The sequence below is a fragment of the Chryseobacterium sp. POL2 genome (genome assembly GCF_011058315.1).
Taxonomy (GTDB): domain Bacteria; phylum Bacteroidota; class Bacteroidia; order Flavobacteriales; family Weeksellaceae; genus Soonwooa.
Genome location: NZ_CP049298.1, coordinates 2,424,040 through 2,442,491 on the forward strand (window position 1 = coordinate 2,424,040; position 18,452 = coordinate 2,442,491).

The window sequence follows — 18,452 nt, forward strand, 5'->3', positions numbered from 1 at the left end:
TTTTGCTCTTGTAGTTCAAAATATAGAATTACGCTTATCCAGAAAGATGGAGGGATTTGACCCGTTGAAGTCTTGGCAACCTGCTTAGGTAAGGTGCCACATTCAACCTCAGGAATGAGGAAAGATAAGTCAGAGATTATTTGAAATATATTATTAAAAATATTCAAAACTCTTTCGGCTTGTCGGAAGAGTTTTTATTTTTCCGGCAAATGCCCAACATCTTGGATAAGTTTTTAATGTTTAATAATTTTAAATTTATAAAAGATGAACCATTACAAATTCGAGACCTTACAAGTACATGCCGGACAAAGCGTAGATAAAGACACTAACAGTCGTGCAGTGCCATTGTACCAAACTACTTCTTACACTTTTAATGACGCACAACATGCTGCCGATCTTTTTGGATTGAAAGCCTTTGGAAACATCTACACCCGATTGATGAATCCTACAACGGATGTTTTCGAAAAACGTATCGCAGCTTTATATGGAGGCGTCGGCGCTTTGGCGGTTTCTTCTGGACATGCCGCACAATTCATAGCCATTACAAATATTTTGCAACATGGTGATAACTTCGTGACTTCGCCTTATTTGTATGGTGGAAGTCATAATCAGTTCAAAGTGAGTTTTGCAAAATTAGGAATTGAAGCACGCTTTGCAAAAGACGATAATCCAGAAGATTTTGAAGCTTTAATTGATGACAATACCAAAGCTTTGTATGTGGAAACGATAGGCAATCCCACTTTGAATATTGCTGATTTTGAAGCGATTGCAAAAGTTGCAGAAAAGCATCAGATTCCGTTAATTATCGATAATACCTTTGGTGCAGGAGGTTATTTATTTAATCCATTCGAGCACGGCGCAAGCATCATTGTAGAATCTGCCACAAAATGGATTGGCGGTCATGGTACAAGTGTGGGCGGCATCATCGTAGATTCTGGAAAATTTGATTGGACAAATGGGAAATTTCCTTTATTGTCTCAGCCGTCGCCCGGTTATCATGATTTGGTGTTTACTGATGTTTTTGGGAAAAATTCGGATTTTGGAAATATTGCTTTTATCATCAAAGCTAGGGTAGAAGGTCTGCGTGATTTTGGTCCAACGATTTCACCTTTTAATTCGCATCAATTGTTGTTGGGGCTAGAAACTTTATCGCTTCGTTTGGAAAGAACGGTTGAAAATGCTCAAAAATTAGCAGAATTTCTAGAACAACATCCGAAAGTTGAGAAAGTGATTTATCCTGGTTTAGAAAGTTTTACCGATAAAGAAAATGCCGAAAAATATTTGAAACGCGGTTTCGGAGGCGTTCTTAATTTTGAAATTAAAGGCGGAAAAGAAGCGGCTGTAGAATTTATTAATTCTTTAAAGCTAGCGAGTCATCTGGCAAATGTTGGCGATGCTAAAACTTTGGTAATCAATCCTTCATCGACGACGCATGAACAATTGAGCGATGCCGAACAAAAAGCTGCCGGAATTACGCCTGGACAAATCCGTGTGAGTGTAGGAATTGAACATATTGATGATATTATTGCCGATTTTGAGCAAGCTTTTTAAAGATTCTAAATTCATAATGATAAAATGACAAGTTCGGTGGTTTTTCTGCCGAACTTTGCTATTTTTGTGACCTAAACATATTTCACATTATGCAAACAACCAATACTGTTTTGATGATTGAGCCGATTGCCTTCGGTTACAATGCCCAAACGGCAGAGAATAATTATTTTCAAGTAGAACAAAAAGGCTTGGAAGTTCAGGATAAAGCTTTGGAGGAATTCCATGTTTTTGTTGAAAAACTTAGAAGTAAAGGTGTTAATGTTATAACAATAAAAGATACGTTGGATCCGCATACGCCAGATTCGATTTTTCCAAACAATTGGGTGAGCTTTGCTGCGGATGGGACAGTTGTACTTTATCCGATGTTTGCGCCCAACAGACGTGCAGAACGCCGTGAGGATGTTTTAAACGCAATTAAATATAAAGGTTTTAATATCACTAAAATCGATGATAGAAGCAACGCTGAAAAAGATGAAAAATTCTTGGAAGGTACAGGAAGTATGATTTTCGATCATGATCATAAAATTGCTTATGGCTCTGTGTCGTTGAGGTTGGACGAAAAACTATTCCGTGATTTCTGTGCAGAGTATGGCTATACGCCAATTGTTTTTCATTCTTACCAAACGGTGGATGGAATCAGGCTTCCGATTTATCATACCAATGTGATGATGTGTGTCGCGGATAGATTTGTGGTGATTTGCCTTGATTCTATTGATAATGAACTGGAAAGAGAAAAAGTGATTGAAGTGATTAAATCTAGCCAAAAAGAAATCGTAGAAATCTCGGAAGAACAACTTCAGCAGTTTGCAGGAAATATGCTTCAGGTTCAGAATGATCATGGTGACAAATTCCTTGTGATGAGTCAATCGGCTTATCGCTCTCTAGATAAACATCAGATCGCACAAATTGAACAATATTGTGAAATTATCTATTCGGATTTAGAAACGATAGAAACTAACGGTGGCGGAAGTGCGCGTTGTATGTTGGCGGAGGTTTTCCTTCCTAGAAATTAATCTTTTTGTATGTGATGACCAATCTCTAGCCCCGATGGAAGCGGCATCCTTTTTTGAGGTGGCTGAGCGGAGCCGAAGCCCCGTAACAAAAGATACAGCGGACAGCGGGAATAAGCTTCCAAATAATCAAAGACAGACTAAAAATATCTTGAAAAAACACAACATAAATGAATGACAAAGGGCTTCATATTTTAATAACTTTAAAAACAGAAAAAAAAGATTTGCTTTTGGATTGTGAATCTTTTGAATCTTTTGCAATTTCAACTTTAGAAAAATATGAAGCAGAAGTTGTGGGGAAATGCAGGCATATTTTTGATAACCAGAGTTATACTACTACGATTGTTTTGAAAGAATCGCATCTGTGTATACATACTTGGCCAGAATATAATCAACTGCAATTCGATGTTTTTTTATGTAATTATTTACAAGATAATACGAAAAAAGTGGAAGCTATCGCAGAGGATATCGTTTCATATTTTGAAGGAGAAGTTTTGCAACAAGATAAAATATATCGCTAATGGAGTTCGTTTGTCCAGTTTGTAATATAAAAAATCAGCATCAGCTTGACTTTATAATCGAAGAATATGTTTGTTCCTCATGTTATAATCTTATTGATGTCAGACAAAACAAATCGAGAAAACAATTACCTAGACAAGGAAGTAATGTGGTTTTAGACACCACAAAACGCGGAATAATAGATGGTGTAGAGTATTTTGTGGTTGCAGTCACTTGTCGCAACTATGCTAATGTTGCGGAATGGAGAGAATATTTTCTAAAAGACAAAGATGGTAATAATGCCTTCCTGAGTGAGAGCGATGGACATTGGGTGTTTTTAAAATTGCAAGATGAAGCTTTTAATGAGCATCGTGGTTATTGTGATTTTAAAGGCAAATTATATAGACATTATGAGACAACACCAAGTTCAGTTTCTTATCTGGAAGGTTTTTTTGAGGATAGAGTGAGTTTTAAAGTTGCTACATATAAAGAATACGTCAATGGTACAGAAATGGTCTCTTGGGAGCAAAGCGGTTCGGGGAAAGTTTTTTTCTGGGGAAAACATATTTCTAAATACAAGATCAAACAACAATTTCTGCCGAACTATATGCCAAGCTATCAAGGTATAGGTATTGTCCAACCCTTTTATGTAAATATAAAACAGGTAGCTCCGATTTTTGTAATGACAGTTTTGTTGATGACTTTGTTTCAGATTTTTGTAACGAGTAATAACAACAACAAAATAGTTTTCGACCAAAGAATTTTATATAGAGATATTTTTAATAAAGAATTAATCACCAAAAGTTTTAGCTTAGAGGGTGCATCTGCTCCTATGCAAGTAAAATTGGCTACAGATGTTGATAATTCTTGGGCAAGTATAGAGCTTAGTCTTGTTAATGAAAAAACGAATGAAGTGACCTATGCAACCAAAGATATAGAATATTATCATGGTTACGAATCTGGTGAAAGCTGGAGCGAAGGTTCCAAAACTGAAAAGTTTAACTTATGCGGAGTAGCTCCAGGGAATTATCATTTTGTAATTGCTGCCCAAAAGGAAAAAGCGCCTTACATTTACAATGACGTCTATATATCTGAGGATAGATCCAAAAGTTATGTTATGACCAACGACGGTTTTATGGATGTTATTGAAAACCCTACTGGAGATAAGATGGCTATTAATCTTTCAAATTTAGAGAATAATAATCCAGTCGTTTTTAAAGAATTAGAAGCAGCAAAACTTTTTACAAAGAATAATCCATCAGCTGTGCTATCTATCAACGAAGAAGAAACTAATACTGATTTTGGTATTACAGCAGAATGGCTACCAGTTAGCTATAGGAATTTTGTGATTATTATAATTGTAATATTAGCTTTGGGTATAGGATTATATTTTTTGAAAGGATATTTTGATACGATGAAGTGGAAGAACAGCTCTAACTCACCTTATTAATTTTCTAAAAATGAAAAATGTTTTCAATTATATTAAATCGAATTGGTTGCTACTGAGTATTGGTTGCGGATTTTTTGTTTGGTTTGTCTACCTGACTTATTCTGGGAACCAATGGTGCGATTGTGTCAAAACTGAAAAAATTCAAGATGGGCAACGTACAAATACACATACAAGAAGTTTTTACAGATTTTATCATAAATAAAAAATAAAAGAGATGGGAGAATTTAATTACTTACCGATTATAAATTCGATATTGTATTCTTTTTTAGGAATTGCAATTTTGGTACTTTGCTATTGGATTATTGAAAGGTTGACACCAGAAAAAACCTGGCATGAAATTTCAAAAAATAATAATATGGCGCTAGCTATTATTTTTGGTGCCTTTATTATTGGGATTTCTATTATCATAAGCGCCGCAATACATGGGTAGAATAAAACTCTCTTTTGAGATTTTGTTGCTTTTTTCGGTGTTTGTAATAGCAACTTGTGGTCTGGTATACGAGTTGGTTGCGGGTGCTTTGGCAAGTTACCTTTTGGGAGATTCTGTGAAACAGTTTTCTTTCATTATCGGTGTATATCTTTTTGCAATGGGTGTGGGCTCTTATTTGGCAAAGTTTGTTAGAAAAGATCTTATTGACAAATTCGTAGAAATCGAAATCCTTGTAGGCGTTATTGGAGGAATAAGCTCTATAGTCTTGTTTACAATTTTTAACACAACAGACCATTTTGAGTGGGTATTGTATATGTTTGTATTTGTAACAGGATGTCTTGTGGGGTTAGAAATTCCTTTATTGATGAATATTCTCAAAGATAGAGTAGAGTTTAAGGATTTGGTTTCCAATGTGTTTGCATTTGACTATATTGGTGCGCTTATCGCCTCAATTCTGTTTCCCTTAATATTAATTCCGAAACTCGGGATTCTTAGAACACCACTTTTCTTTGGACTCATCAATATCTCCGTTGCTATATTTCTCTGTTTCTATTTAAAAAATGAAATTAAATCTCGCATAGCTTTACAGACAAAATCGATTATTTCTTTTTTTATTTTGTTGGGTTTATTTGTTTTTGCTGACCGAATATTATCCCTTTCTGAAGAAAAACTTTATGGCGAAAATTTAATTTATACGCACAGTTCACCATACCAACGGATTGCTTTAACTAGAAATAATAAAGAGTTTAGGCTTTATCTTAATAATAATTTGCAGTTTTCTTCTACCGACGAATATCGTTACCACGAAGCTTTGGTACATCCTGCAATGTCCATGGCTCCAAAAATTGAAAGAGTCTTGGTTTTGGGTGGAGGTGATGGTTTTGCAGTTAGAGAAGTTTTGAAATACGCGAATGTAAAATCTATAAAATTGGTGGATCTTGATCCAGAGATGACACGGTTTTTTAAAGAAAATACGACAATGCGCCAACTCAATAACGATGCACTGAATAATGCGAAAGTTGAAATCATTAATCAAGACGCCTATATGTGGGTTAAACAAATGAAGGATACTTTTGATGTCATTATTATTGATTTTCCTGATCCATCCAATTATAGCTTGGGAAAGCTTTTTTCATTACAGTTTTATATAGAATTAAAAAAAATAACAACACCGAAAACCTATATTTCTGTACAAACGACTTCTCCTTATTTTGCTCCAAAATCATTCTGGAGTATTCATAAAACAATTAACCAGGTTTTTCCAGAAGTTAAGGCATACCACACCTACGTACCATCTTTTGGAGAATGGGGATTTTGTTTAGCTTCTCAAGAGCTGCAGAACAATAAGATTTATAACAAGTTAAATAATCTTCGATTTTATGATTATAACTTTTCGCAGATGGCTTATTTTAATAAAGACATGATAGCAAAAGATGTGGAAGTTAACCGTCTCGATAACCAAATTTTAGTAAGATATTTTGATGAAGAGTGGGGAAGGATACAATAGAAGAGGCTTTGTTTTAACAATGTTTTGGGGCAGCATGATGTTGCCTTTTTTACAATTCTGTTCTAAGAAAGCAAAATCATTTTTACTAAAAATTACAGGAACTAATCATATTTTGGGACATCGCCTTTGGGCTAAAGATTTTCCAAAAGTTTCCGAAGTTATCCGTACGGAGGTATTGATAGTTGGTTCGGGCATTTCGGGATTATCGGCTGCACGAGAACTTTCGATGCATGCCAAAACAAACTTCTTGATTTGTGAAATGGAAAGTTTCATAGGAGGTAATTCTTCCAATGGAGAAAACAAATATTCTAAATATCCACGTGGAGCTCATTATCTTCCGCTTCCTAATAAAGACAATCAAGAACTTATTGATTTTTTGAAAGAAGCCAAAATCTATCTAGGCGACGATGAATATGAGGATCCAATTTTGGATGATTATCAATTAGTTTTTCCGCAAGATGAACGATTGTTTTTCAAAAATGCTTGGCAAAATGATATAATTCCGCAAAGAGGACTAGATGAAAATTCTAAACAAGAGTTTGATCGTTTCTTTAAAATGATGAATGATTTTAAACTAAAAAAAGATGATTTTGGAAAATTTTGGTTTACAATCCCTAGTCAAAATGTAAGTCAGAATGAAGAGACTAAAAAACTCGATAATTTAAAATTTAAAACTTGGCTGGACGAAAATGATTTTAAATCCCAAGAACTTCTATGGTATCTAGATTATGCATGCAAAGATGATTATGGACTAGGGATTGAGTATGTTTCTGCATGGGCAGGGATTAATTATTTTGCAGGAAGAAAACATGATTGGGCACCCAAAAAATCTGACCAAGTTATGACTTGGCCAGAAGGTAATGCACGCTTATCAAAACATCTTGCTGTACACTCTGAAAACAAAATTCTAAAACAACATCTGGTGTTTGATGTTATAGAAACAGAGCAGAATGTTGAAGTTTTAGTTTTTGATAATGTTAACAAAAAAACGATTAAAATTGTTTCTGATAAGTTGATTATGGCAACACCTCAGTTTGTTAATAACTTTTTTTTTAAAAACAGAAAAATAAAAAATTTCACATACGTGCCTTGGTTGTTGGCGACCTTAACTTTGGATAAAGATTTCGGAGGTGGTGAAGAATTAGCATGGGATAATGTTATCTATGGAGGAGAAGGTTTAGGCTATATCTACGATCAACATCAAAATATTTCTCAAAATATAGGGCATAAAGTTATCACGTATTACAGAAGTTTTTCAACTGATGATTCTAACAAAGCAAGAAAACAACTTTTTAAAATGAAAGAAGAGGATCTAAAAGAATTGGTTTTAAAAGATTTCCGAATAGCGCATCCTCTTATTGATGATTTTATCATCGAGATTGAGTTTAATAAAATTGGACATGCTATGATTGCACCTACTCCTGGGAAAATTTTTGGAAAAGATTCTCAAATAGCTAAAGAGGATATTAATCGGAAAATTTTTTTCGCACACTCGGATTTGTCAGGAATTTCCATTTTTGAAGAGGCCTTTTATCAAGGTATTTATATAGCTCGTAAAATTTTGTCATGAAACAAGCTTGGATACATAATGCCAGAACGGATATAATTTTCATATTGTCGCCACCTATTGTAGTCTTAGCGATTGTATTGTTATTTCATCAACAGTTGGAGCAGGTGCAAGATCATTATTCCTTTTTCACATGGCTGTTTTTAATAGTTTTTGTTGATGTGGCGCATGTTTATTCTACTTTGTTTAAAACCTATTTTGTAAAAGAAGAATTCCAAAGAAGAAAACTAATGTATCTGGGTATTCCAATTTTTAGTTTGATTTTAGGAATTATTCTTTATCAATTTGGAGAGTTGTTTTTCTGGTCTGTTTTAGCTCTGGTTGCAGTCTTTCATTTTGTGCGCCAACAATATGGTTTTATGAGACTTTATGCTAGGTTCGAGTCAAAAGGGTTTTCTAAAACTATCGATAATCTCAGCATATATTCTGCTACTATATATCCGATGATGTATTGGTTTTGCACGCCTCGTAAGTTCAATTGGTTTGTAGATTCAGAGTTTTCTTGGATGCAGAACTTAAATGTTTTTTTGAGATACTTCACAATGCTTTACGTTGCAGTAATTCTATTATGGATTGGTAAAAGTATTTTTGAATTTATAAAAACAAAAAGTATCAATATTCCTAAAAATTTATTGATAGTCGGGAGCTTCTTATCTTGGTATTTTGGAATTGTTTATTTTAATAATGATTTGATTTTTACGTTATTAAATGTCATCTCTCATGGCATACCTTATATCGCGCTAATCTATATTAAAGAAATTGAACAAAAATCTGATTCCGGTCTCAGATCTCTCCTTATTTTTAAACAGGCTTTTGGTGTGGTACTTTTTGTATTTGTTATTTTAGGTTTTGCCCTTTTTGAAGAATTTATTTGGGAAAATCTCGTGTGGAGAGAACATATTAGTTGGTTCGGAATTTCTTCTATAGAAAAGTCTTATTTTGTTTTGATTCCACTTTTGGTTGTTCCCCAACTGACACATTATTTGCTAGATGGATTTATCTGGCGACAACAAAAATGATTTTTTATGACCAATCTCTAGCCCCGATGGAAGCGGCATCCTTTGGCGTTGGCGTGAGGTGGCGGAGCGTAGCGGAGCCAACCGAGCGACAAGGCTAAAGATATAGCGGACAGCGGGAAAAAGCTCCAAAGAAATAAATGAAAAAGCTTCAATCCTAGGATTGAAGCTTTTCATTGAAAAATATAATTTAGTTAAATGTTTATCTCGTTCTCGATTTGATGTCGTCTGCCGCACTGTCGATATTTCTGACTTTTTTAACTTTTTGATTACCAAAGTTGTAAGTTAAACTTACGGTAACACCTCGACGGAATTGATCGTTGAGAACCTTGTTGTAATTGCCATTGGCTTGGATGTCTTCTATTTTGATAATGTTGGTTCTCAAAACATCGCTAAGATTAAGCGCAAAAGTCCAATTGTTCCAAAGTTTTTTGATGCTTAGATCAAGGCTGGATAATGATTTTAGCATACCAAGTTCGATTTGTTGTTTGTCGACATAAAAGAAGTTGACACCAGCGAACCATGTTTTGGCTTTGTCCAGGCGAATGTTGTTGCTGGTTTTTATCACAAAACTCGTGGAATTGGTTTTGTTGATGTATTCTGAGAAAACGTCGCCAGTAGTTGGGTCAATGCTAAGACTTCCGTTGTTGCGGTTGTGTTGTACTCCTAAAGTTAAATTGGCTGTCCAATATTGTTTGAAGAAAGATTTTTGCATCCCAAGCATTGCGGACATCGTTTGCTTGTCTCCGAAATTGGTTCTTATGTAGCGCAATTGTTGAACTTTGTCAATAATTGGTTCCCCGTTTTGGTTTTCCATAGGATTTCCATTGTCATCAAGTCTTGGCACATCCAGTGTTCTTTGTAAAGGAACTTGCGTAATAACATCTTTGAAGTAAGAATGGCTCAGCACCATGAAATATGCATTGTGGAACATATATGTTAACTCATTATTGTAGGAAGATGCGGCTTTTACAAATGGATTGTTTTGGGTGTAATTATTTTCGGTTAAAATATTTCTTACAGGATTCAGTTCCCAAAAGCTAGGTCTTCTCATTCGGCTGGAAAATGCATACGACAGATTGTTTTTTTCATTGATGGCGTAATTCAGACTTAAATAAGGAAGCAGTTTTTTATAATTTTGTTCCACGCGTGCCATGTCTGGACGGTCGATTGGCGCATGGTCAGACGTTCCTACGCTGTTGGTTATTTCGTAGCGTGTACCGATTTTACCTGAGAATTTATCAGAAAATTTCTTCTCTAAAGTTAAATACAGTCCATAGATGTTTTCGTCGTATATGAAATAATTAGGTTCATATTTGGTATCTTTTGATGGAATGTAAAATTGCGTTTCATACTTTGTGTCGTTATCGGTTTTGGTTTTGTTGTAGTTACCACCGACAGAGATTGTAAAGTCATTTTTGAACTTTTTAATATAATCCACCATTCCTGAGAAATTGTTGATTTTTTGTGGAATGCTTTGGAAAATCGTTTGTGATTTTTCAATATAGTTGGCATTGGCATCAGAGAGCCACGTGTCATTTGTAGAATTTTGAATACGTTTGTAGGTAAGATAGGCGGCATTAAGATTAAGCTTACTTCCCAGAGAATCTGTTTTTAATTCGTAGTTCAAATTAAAGTTGTTGTTGTAAGACCTTGCATTTTCGATGTTGTCAGAAATATTATAGCGGTAATCTTCTATAGCTTTATCATTTAAAAATTTAATGGTATTAAAAAGATTAATGCTAGCGCCATAACTTCTATTGGCCCAAGTATTCCATGTAAGTGCCAAATTACTTTTCTCCGTCAATTGATAATCAATGTTGAGATAACCTCCGATATTTTTATTCGGGTCATCTATTCTACCAACCGAAGTGTTTGAATTTTCGGACGTGCCATTCGCGAGTTCATAATATTGCGCTTCGATATCTTCTCCACCTGTGATATTGGCACTTATCCCCAATTTGTCTTTGCGATAGTTAAGGCTAAGACTCGCCGAAGATTCGTTGTATTTTGATTGCGTGTTTGACATTCTCATATTTCCGTTGAGTCCGTCAGAGGTTTTTTTCTTTAAGATGATATTGATAATGCCATCGTTAGCCTCCACCTGATACTCGCTTCCAGGCATGGTTATCACTTCTATTTTTTGAATGTTTTCAGACGGTGTATTTTTAAGAAATTGCGCCAAAGAATCTGCGTCCATATTACTTTTTCGACCATTGATGTAGATCACGGTGTTGCCTTTTCCGGCAATCGTTAAACTTTTGTCATCTGTAGAAGATATTAAAGGCGTTTGTTTCAAAAGATCAAAGGTCGTACTTCCTTTGGCTACTGGCGATGCTGCAACATCATAAACAAAACGATCGCTTTCTTTTTTGAAAACTTGTTTTGTAATAGTAACTGCTTGTATTTCATTGGTTTTTTCAGCTTTTGTGCTGTCGCTAGGTTTTAGCTGAGCCATGGCAAGTCCACTGAAAAATATTGCTGCGATGAGAAGTTTTGGTTTCATGATATTTTGAGTTATGTAAAAATTAATATTTGTTGATACAAAGATATATATTAAAATAAGTAGTATGCAATACAAAGTACTATAAATAGTTAGTTTTAAAATTTAATATGTTGATTATCAGTGTTAAAAAATTAAAATTAAATTTGCTTCTTGTATAATTAGACAACAGACTTTATAGATTTGTTACATAAAAGCATAAAAAAAACACCGATTTTTTTTCGATGTTTCTTAAAGTCTTGATTTTAAATTAGTAAAATCTAAATTATTCGCGTTCTTTCTTAGCCAATTTTTTTTCGACCCATATTGTCGCAAACGGGAAAAAAGCGGAGATCAGCGCAATGACAAAATCTTCGTCATCCCAATTGTATATTTTTCTCATAGATGGCATAAACAAAAGATATAATGTGAAAAATAATCCGTGGATGTTACCAATGATAATGATGTAGATGGTCGGCAAAAGTCCATCTCGGTCTTCTCGTATCCAGATCATCGCGGTGAAGAGGAAAAACCATGAAATAGCTTCTGCGGTACAAACCTGTTTAAACCATTTGATAACTTTTTCTTCAGGATATTTTGCAAAAAATTGTTCTAAAAAATTCATTTCAGTTTATTTATAAAAATTGCTGCCGTCCAAATAATCAAAAACCTCTGGAGGAAGCATTGGACGCGTGTTTTTTCCTTCCTTTATCATATTGCGAATTTCCGTTGCAGACAACTCAATGATTGGCGCGTTGATCAGAATAATATTTTCGCTTTCAGAAGTATAATTATTATCTTTCTTTTCACCATCAAATAATCTTGGATAAACAATAATCTGATGGTTTTTAATTAAAACATCCGCATTTTTCCACTTATGAAGTCCTGCCAAATTATCTTCACCCATAATCAAACTGAATTGATAGTTTGGATATTTCTCCTGAAGATAAGCAAGTGTGTCAATTGTATAACTCGGTTTTGGAAGCCCGAATTCTACATCGGAAGCGCGTATTTTGGGATAATTTTTTATGGCGAGGTTAACCATGTCCAGACGATTGTGATCGGACAAAAGTGATTTTTTATCTTTAAAAGGATTTTGGGGACTCACCACAAACCACAATTCAGACATGTCAGATTTTTCCAAAATGTAATTGGCTAAAATTAAATGCCCAATATGTATTGGATTAAAAGATCCGAAAAACAATCCGATTTTTTTCATGAATTCAATTTTAATGAAACGAAACGTCACGGATATTTAAGAAATATGATACATTACCTTTCCAATGATTTTCTTCCACTGTGAAGGCCATATCAAAAGATTTATTTCTAAAATCATTAGCAAATTCTCCAAGTTTGAAGCCGATGCATTCAATATTTCTGTTGGTACTTGGTTGATGAATGAAGAACTTCAAATGATTGCCATCTTTTCCCATTAATCTAACATAACCAGCCACTTTCACATCTTTTAACACCAAAACTGGCTTCATGTTTTTAGGCCCAAAAGGCGCTAATTTTCTATGGAAATTGTAGAATTCTCGGTTTAGATCATCAATATTAATAACGCTATCGACATAGATCGACGGCTCTTTTTGATGCTCCTGAATGTGATCCCGAACATAACCTTCGAACATGATTTTAAAAACTTCAAAATTTTCCTTTTCCATGGATAAGCCTGCAGCAGCCTGATGTCCGCCAAATTTCAGAAATAATTCGGAGCAATAATCCAAAGCTTCATGAATGTCAAAATCCGATACAGAACGCGCTGAAGCGACCATCTCACCATTGTTCCCATCGGTGAAAACCAAAGTCGGTTTGAAATGACTTTCTATAAGTCGAGATGCGACAATTCCGATAACGCCTTTGTTCCAAGAAGGATCATAGACAATTGTAGAAAGTGTGTCTTGTGAAGATTCCAAAACCTGATTCATCGCCGATTGTGTAATGTTATGATCCATCTCGCGGCGCTCATCATTTAGGTTGATGATGTTATCAACAATTTGCTGTGCTTGTTTCAGATTATCAGAAATCATAAGTTCTACAGCCGCTTTTGCATGAGAAATTCTTCCTGCAGCATTTATTTTTGGCGCGATATCAAAAACAATATTTGAAATTTCGAAATGTGCCAGTTTTTCTTCCGGTATTAATAATCGCAAACCGAATTTTCTCGTTTTACGAAGGAATTTTAATCCTTGTTTTGCTAATACACGATTCTCTCCAGTTAGTGCCACAATATCTGATGCAATACTAATTGCCAAAAGATCGGTTAGTTCAAACAATTCACTTTCCGGAATTTTATAGATGGTATTAAGACCTTGGCAAAGTTTGAAACCAACACCACAGCCGCTTAACTCTTTATAAGGATAGCGACAATCTTTACGTTTGGGGTCCAAAACCGCAACAGCCTTTGGTATTTGGTCGCCGGGTAAGTGGTGATCGCAAATGATAAAATCAACACCTAGTTTGTTGGCATATTCAATTTTATCTACTGATTTTATACCACAATCCAAGGCGATTATTAAGCTGAAGCCATTTTCTTTGGCAAAGTCAATACCTTCATTAGAAATGCCGTAGCCTTCAACATTACGATCTGGAATATAGAAATCAAGATATTTTTTGTCCACGATTTTGCTCAGATAAAGATACATGAGCGCGACAGAAGTTGTTCCGTCCACATCGTAATCGCCATAGACCATCATTTTTTCACCATTTTCTATTGCTGTAGCAATACGCTCGACAGCTTTTTGCATGTCGGCCATCAGGAATGGATTATGGATGTCACCACCATTAGGTTTGAAAAACTCACGCGCACTTTGGTAGTTGTCAATGTCGCGCAAGACGAGAAGTTTGGATTCCAAAGTTCCAAATCCAATCGAGGAAATGAGACCGTCTACAATGTCTTCGTCGGGTTCTGGTTTATAAATCCATTTTTGACTCATAGTTACAAATTTAGTCAAAAATTTGCTGTTTAAGAAATAGTTTTTTTTCTTGGGCAATTCCCTCACCGAACTTTGTCCGCAGCTCGGGTCGGGCTGTTCGCTTTATCTTGAGCTGTGGCGCTCGGTCGGCTCCGCTGCGCTCCGCCGCCTCGCTCCACACCCAAGGATGTCGCTGCCATCCCTATTGCAGAGATGGCAGACCAAAATATAGATGTTAAAAAAAATAATTTTCAAGGATTTGAAAAATGATAGTTTCTAAAAAACCGCGGAAGCAATTTTTTTTGTCACATCGCTTTTTCCCATGGTGTAGTAATGTAGAACTGGCGCACCTTTTTCTAGTAGTTCTTTACTTTGTTGGATGCACCATTCGATACCGATTTCTTTAGCAGCTTTGTTGTCTTTACTTTTGGCAATTTCGATGACCAATTCGTTTGGAATATCCACTTTGAAACGATGCGGAATCATACTTAGCTGGCTTTTGGTAACCAAAGGCTTCAACCCAGGAATTATCGGAATATTTATGCCTTCTTCTCTGCATTTGTCAACAAATTCAAAATATTTTTGATTGTCAAAAAACATTTGTGTCACGATGTAATCTGCGCCAGCTTCAACTTTCTTCTTTAAATAGTGCAAATCTTGCGAAAGACTTGCAGCCTCCATGTGTTTTTCGGGATAGCCAGCAACGCCGATGCAAAAATTAGTTGGACAAGAGTTTTCCAAAGACTCATCAAGATAATTTCCAGAATTAAGACCTTGAATTTGAAGCACCAAATCGCTCGCATTGGCGTGACCGTTTTTTTCAGGTTTAAAATAAATTTCGGATTTTACAGCATCGCCACGAAGTGCTACCACATTTTCGATACCCAGAAAATCCAAATCGATCAGAAAGTTTTCGGTATCTTCACGATTGAAGCCGCCACACAAAATATGAGGAATGGCATCAACTTTATATTTGTTTTGGATTGCGGCGCAAATGCCGACCGTTCCTGGACGTTTTCTGACAACGCGTTTTTCCAATAGCCCGTCGTGTCTTTCGATATATTCGTATTCTTCGCGATGATAAGTCACATCTATAAAAGCGGGATTATAATCAAGCAATGGATTAATCGCATCAAAAATCGATTGAATGTTTTGACCTTTTAAGGGCGGTAATATTTCAAAAGAAAATAATGTTTTTCCGTTTGCGTTTTTTATGTGTTCTGTAATTTTCATGTTTTAGATTATAGAGTCAAGATTCAAGACTTTATTTATATTTTTCTTATTTTTAAACCCACAACTATCAACTGATAACCAACAACCTTTAACCTTCCACCAAAATCGGAGCAAGCCATTTTTTAGCGTTATCCAAGGCGATATTTTTACGATTTGCAAAATCTTCCAATTGGTCTCCTTTAATTTTTCCAACCCCAAAATATTTGGCGTGTGGACTTCCAAAATAATAGCCAGAAACCGCTGCTGTTGGGAACATGGCTAAACTTTCGGTAAGGATAACGCCAATATTTTCTTCAACTTTTAAAAGTTCCCAAATCGTTTCTTTTTCTAAGTGATCAGGGCAGGCAGGATAGCCAGGCGCTGGACGGATGCCTACATATTTTTCGGCAATTAATTCTTCATTTTCTAAATTTTCATGTTCAGCATATCCCCAAAATTCGGTTCTCACTTTGAAATGAAGACATTCGGCAAAAGCTTCGGCAAGACGATCAGAAAGTGCTTTGGCTAAAATGGCATTATAATCGTCATGATCCTGTTTAAAGGCATTCACCAGTTCATCAGTTCCAAAGCCTGTGCTTACTGCGAAACAACCGATGTAATCTTGCTTTCCGGTTTCTTTTGGGGCAATAAAATCGGCAAGCGCAAAATACTCTTTACCGGCTGATCTTTTCAGTTGCTGACGAAGCGTGCGGAAGGTAGAAATTACGTTTCCGTTTTCATCATACACTTCAATATCATCATCGCTCACCGAGTTTGCAGGGAAAATCCCAAAAATTGCTTTTGCCGTTAATTGTTTTTCAGCGATGATTTGGTTCAGCATTTTTTGAGCATCTTGATAAACTTCTCTCGCTTGTTCGCCCACAATTTCATCCTCTAAAATTTCTGGAAATTTACCATGAAGTTCCCAGCTTCTGAAAAACGGTGACCAGTCCAAGAATGGAAGAAGTTCTGCCAAATCAAAGTCTTCAATTATTTGGATTCCTAATTTTTTAGGTTGAAAAATAGTTTCATTTTTCCAATCGATTTTAAATTTATTTTTTCGTGCTTCTTCAATTGGGAGATAAACTTTTTCAATTTGTCTGCCCAGGAATTTTTCACGGAACTCGTCGTATTCGGCTTTTAATTCTTTCTGGTAATTTTCAGAATTTCTATCCAAAAGTTGTGAAACCACACCTACAGCTCTGGAAGCATCATTGATGTGAACTACAGTGTTCTCGTATTTCGGAGCAATTTTTACAGCAGTATGCGCTTTAGAAGTCGTTGCACCCCCGATTAACAAGGGGAATTTTAAGTTTTTTCTTTGCAGTTCATCGGCAACATGCACCATTTCGTCCAAACTTGGGGTAATCAATCCGCTAAGACCAATGGCATCCGCATTTTCATCAATCGCAGTTTGAATGATTTTTTCCGCTGGGACCATCACACCCAAATCCACAATTTCGTAATTGTTACAACCCAAAACCACGCTCACAATATTTTTTCCAATATCGTGAACATCGCCTTTCACGGTTGCCATCACCACTTTTCCATTGGCTTTTCGGGTGCTGTCTTTTTCTGCTTCGATGAAGGGTTGAAGATGAGCCACCGCTTTTTTCATCACCCGAGCCGATTTCACCACTTGGGGAAGAAACATTTTTCCGCTGCCGAACAAGTCGCCTACAACGCCCATTCCGGTCATCAGATTAATTTCGATAACATCCAAAGGTCGTTCTGCAGACAATCGGGCTTCCTCCACATCTTCGATGATGAACCGATCTGTTCCCTTCACCAATGCATGGGTAATTCTGTCCTGCAATGGCTGGTTTCTCCATTCCAGATTTTCTACCGTTTCTTTTTTTGTGGATTTATGTTTTTCAGAATAGTCTAAAAGTCGCTCTGTGGCATCATCTCTACGATCCAACATCACATCTTCCACCAGTTCTAACAATTCTTTTGGAATTTCGTCATACACTTCCAACATCGCAGGATTCACGATTCCCATGTTCATTCCGTTTTTAATGGCGTGATACAGGAAAACCGAGTGCATCGCTTCTCGAACAGTATCATTTCCTCTAAACGAAAATGAAACGTTGGAAACACCGCCACTCACGGAAACATAAGGTAGATTTTCGCGAACCCATTTTGTGGCCTCAATAAAATCTAAAGCATTTCGGCGATGCTCGTCCATTCCCGTTGCTACTGGGAAAATATTAAGGTCGAAAATAATATCTTCCGCAGGAAAACCAACTTTGTTCACTAAAATATTGTACGAACGTTTTGCAATTTCAATTCTTCTGTCGTAATTATCGGCTTGTCCGGCCTCATCAAAAGCCATAATTATCGCCGCTGCACCGTAACGTTTTATGATTTTTGCATGTTGAATAAATTCGGTTTCACCTTCTTTTAGAGAAATGGAATTCACCACCGCTTTTCCTTGAACGACTTGCAATCCTGCCTCCAAAATTTCCCATTTTGAAGAATCAATCATAATCGGGATTCGAGCGATATCAGGCTCTGAAGCAATGAGATTTAGGAATCTTACCATCGAGGCTTTTCCGTCCAATAATCCATCATCGAAATTAACGTCCAAAATTTGCGCACCGCCTTCCACTTGATGACGAGCGATATCCAAAGCTTCGGAAAATTTTTCTTCTTTAATTAAACGCAAAAATTTCTTAGACCCCGCAACATTGCTACGTTCTCCAACATTGATAAAATTGGATTCTGGGGTGATGATGAGGGGTTCGAGACCGCTTAGTTTTAAATATTTCATAGTGTTAATGAATGTAACAATGTATCAATTTACCAGTCTAG

General features: G+C 36.0%; 15 protein-coding genes and 1 riboswitch. Of the genes, 9 read left to right on the forward strand and 6 right to left on the reverse strand.

The window, feature by feature from the left end; all coding sequences use genetic code 11:
* Positions 1–31: 31 nt before the first annotated feature.
* Positions 32–131: riboswitch (SAM riboswitch) on the forward strand.
* Between the two features lie 133 nt (positions 132–264).
* The 9 genes from G6R40_RS11255 (at position 265) to G6R40_RS11295 (ending at position 9,032) form a co-directional block, all read left to right on the forward strand.
* Positions 265–1,551 (forward strand): O-acetylhomoserine aminocarboxypropyltransferase/cysteine synthase family protein, encoded by a 1,287-nt coding sequence (locus tag G6R40_RS11255; RefSeq protein WP_165135455.1) that lies wholly within the window; start codon positions 265–267, stop codon positions 1,549–1,551.
* 89 nt (positions 1,552–1,640) lie between these two features.
* Complete coding sequence (gene ctlX, locus G6R40_RS11260; protein WP_165135458.1) at positions 1,641–2,564, forward strand: citrulline utilization hydrolase CtlX; 924 nt, start codon at positions 1,641–1,643, stop codon at positions 2,562–2,564.
* 167 nt (positions 2,565–2,731) lie between these two features.
* On the forward strand, positions 2,732–3,082 hold the full coding sequence (locus G6R40_RS11265; RefSeq protein ID WP_165135461.1) for an S-adenosylmethionine decarboxylase family protein: 351 nt from the start codon (positions 2,732–2,734) through the stop codon (positions 3,080–3,082).
* Positions 3,082–4,509: a DUF4178 domain-containing protein gene (locus G6R40_RS11270; protein ID WP_165135464.1), complete on the forward strand. Its 1,428-nt coding sequence runs from the start codon at positions 3,082–3,084 to the stop codon at positions 4,507–4,509. The genes G6R40_RS11265 and G6R40_RS11270 overlap by 1 nt, the downstream gene beginning before the upstream one ends.
* Positions 4,510–4,519: 10 nt before the next feature.
* The gene (locus tag G6R40_RS11275) at positions 4,520–4,711 is read left to right on the forward strand and encodes a hypothetical protein (RefSeq protein WP_165135467.1); all 192 of its coding nucleotides are present in this window, start codon (positions 4,520–4,522) and stop codon (positions 4,709–4,711) included.
* 12 nt (positions 4,712–4,723) lie between these two features.
* Complete coding sequence (locus tag G6R40_RS11280) at positions 4,724–4,939, forward strand: DUF350 domain-containing protein (RefSeq protein WP_165135470.1); 216 nt, start codon at positions 4,724–4,726, stop codon at positions 4,937–4,939.
* Positions 4,932–6,446 carry a polyamine aminopropyltransferase gene (locus G6R40_RS11285; protein ID WP_165135473.1) on the forward strand — a complete coding sequence of 505 codons (1,515 nt, stop codon included), beginning with the start codon at positions 4,932–4,934 and terminating at the stop codon, positions 6,444–6,446. Before G6R40_RS11280 ends, G6R40_RS11285 begins: the two co-directional genes overlap by 8 nt.
* On the forward strand, positions 6,421–8,016 hold the full coding sequence (locus G6R40_RS11290) for an NAD(P)-binding protein (RefSeq protein WP_185670484.1): 1,596 nt from the start codon (positions 6,421–6,423) through the stop codon (positions 8,014–8,016). The genes G6R40_RS11285 and G6R40_RS11290 overlap by 26 nt, the downstream gene beginning before the upstream one ends.
* Positions 8,013–9,032, forward strand: a complete 1,020-nt coding sequence (locus tag G6R40_RS11295; RefSeq protein WP_165135476.1) for a hypothetical protein — start codon at positions 8,013–8,015, stop codon at positions 9,030–9,032. Before G6R40_RS11290 ends, G6R40_RS11295 begins: the two co-directional genes overlap by 4 nt.
* Before the next feature lie 199 nt (positions 9,033–9,231).
* Here the strand turns inward: G6R40_RS11295 and G6R40_RS11300 are convergent, their stop codons facing one another.
* From G6R40_RS11300 to metH, 6 genes are all read right to left on the reverse strand, one after another.
* The gene (locus G6R40_RS11300; protein WP_228455850.1) at positions 9,232–11,535 is read right to left on the reverse strand and encodes a TonB-dependent receptor domain-containing protein; all 2,304 of its coding nucleotides are present in this window, start codon (positions 11,533–11,535) and stop codon (positions 9,232–9,234) included.
* A 262-nt stretch (positions 11,536–11,797) separates the two neighbouring features.
* Positions 11,798–12,136: a DUF3817 domain-containing protein gene (locus tag G6R40_RS11305; protein ID WP_165135479.1), complete on the reverse strand. Its 339-nt coding sequence runs from the start codon at positions 12,134–12,136 to the stop codon at positions 11,798–11,800.
* A 6-nt stretch (positions 12,137–12,142) separates the two neighbouring features.
* Positions 12,143–12,730 (reverse strand): nicotinate (nicotinamide) nucleotide adenylyltransferase, encoded by a 588-nt coding sequence (gene nadD, locus G6R40_RS11310; RefSeq protein ID WP_165135482.1) that lies wholly within the window; start codon positions 12,728–12,730, stop codon positions 12,143–12,145.
* Between the two features lie 10 nt (positions 12,731–12,740).
* Entirely contained in the window at positions 12,741–14,447 is a 1,707-nt protein-coding gene (gene recJ, locus G6R40_RS11315) for a single-stranded-DNA-specific exonuclease RecJ (protein WP_165135485.1), read from the reverse strand.
* 255 nt (positions 14,448–14,702) lie between these two features.
* Positions 14,703–15,659 (reverse strand): methylenetetrahydrofolate reductase [NAD(P)H], encoded by a 957-nt coding sequence (gene metF, locus G6R40_RS11320; RefSeq protein WP_165135488.1) that lies wholly within the window; start codon positions 15,657–15,659, stop codon positions 14,703–14,705.
* 88 nt (positions 15,660–15,747) lie between these two features.
* Entirely contained in the window at positions 15,748–18,411 is a 2,664-nt protein-coding gene (gene metH / locus G6R40_RS11325; protein ID WP_165135490.1) for a methionine synthase, read from the reverse strand.
* Positions 18,412–18,452: the final 41 nt, after the last annotated feature.

Bases quoted from the DNA above. Each gene is read 5' to 3' on its own strand.
- metH (WP_165135490.1), bottom strand. From the start codon at position 18,411: ATGAAATATTTAAAACTAAGCGGTCTCGAACCCCTCATCATCACCCCA.
- ctlX (WP_165135458.1), top strand. From the start codon at position 1,641: ATGCAAACAACCAATACTGTTTTGATGATTGAGCCGATTGCCTTCGGT.
- recJ (WP_165135485.1), bottom strand. From the start codon at position 14,447: ATGAGTCAAAAATGGATTTATAAACCAGAACCCGACGAAGACATTGTA.
- G6R40_RS11295 (WP_165135476.1), top strand. From the start codon at position 8,013: ATGAAACAAGCTTGGATACATAATGCCAGAACGGATATAATTTTCATA.
- G6R40_RS11300 (WP_228455850.1), bottom strand. From the start codon at position 11,535: ATGAAACCAAAACTTCTCATCGCAGCAATATTTTTCAGTGGACTTGCC.
- G6R40_RS11305 (WP_165135479.1), bottom strand. From the start codon at position 12,136: ATGAATTTTTTAGAACAATTTTTTGCAAAATATCCTGAAGAAAAAGTT.
- G6R40_RS11285 (WP_165135473.1), top strand. From the start codon at position 4,932: ATGGGTAGAATAAAACTCTCTTTTGAGATTTTGTTGCTTTTTTCGGTG.
- G6R40_RS11280 (WP_165135470.1), top strand. From the start codon at position 4,724: ATGGGAGAATTTAATTACTTACCGATTATAAATTCGATATTGTATTCT.
- G6R40_RS11290 (WP_185670484.1), top strand. From the start codon at position 6,421: ATGAAGAGTGGGGAAGGATACAATAGAAGAGGCTTTGTTTTAACAATG.
- G6R40_RS11275 (WP_165135467.1), top strand. From the start codon at position 4,520: ATGAAAAATGTTTTCAATTATATTAAATCGAATTGGTTGCTACTGAGT.
- nadD (WP_165135482.1), bottom strand. From the start codon at position 12,730: ATGAAAAAAATCGGATTGTTTTTCGGATCTTTTAATCCAATACATATT.
- G6R40_RS11255 (WP_165135455.1), top strand. From the start codon at position 265: ATGAACCATTACAAATTCGAGACCTTACAAGTACATGCCGGACAAAGC.
- G6R40_RS11265 (WP_165135461.1), top strand. From the start codon at position 2,732: ATGAATGACAAAGGGCTTCATATTTTAATAACTTTAAAAACAGAAAAA.
- metF (WP_165135488.1), bottom strand. From the start codon at position 15,659: ATGAAAATTACAGAACACATAAAAAACGCAAACGGAAAAACATTATTT.
- G6R40_RS11270 (WP_165135464.1), top strand. From the start codon at position 3,082: ATGGAGTTCGTTTGTCCAGTTTGTAATATAAAAAATCAGCATCAGCTT.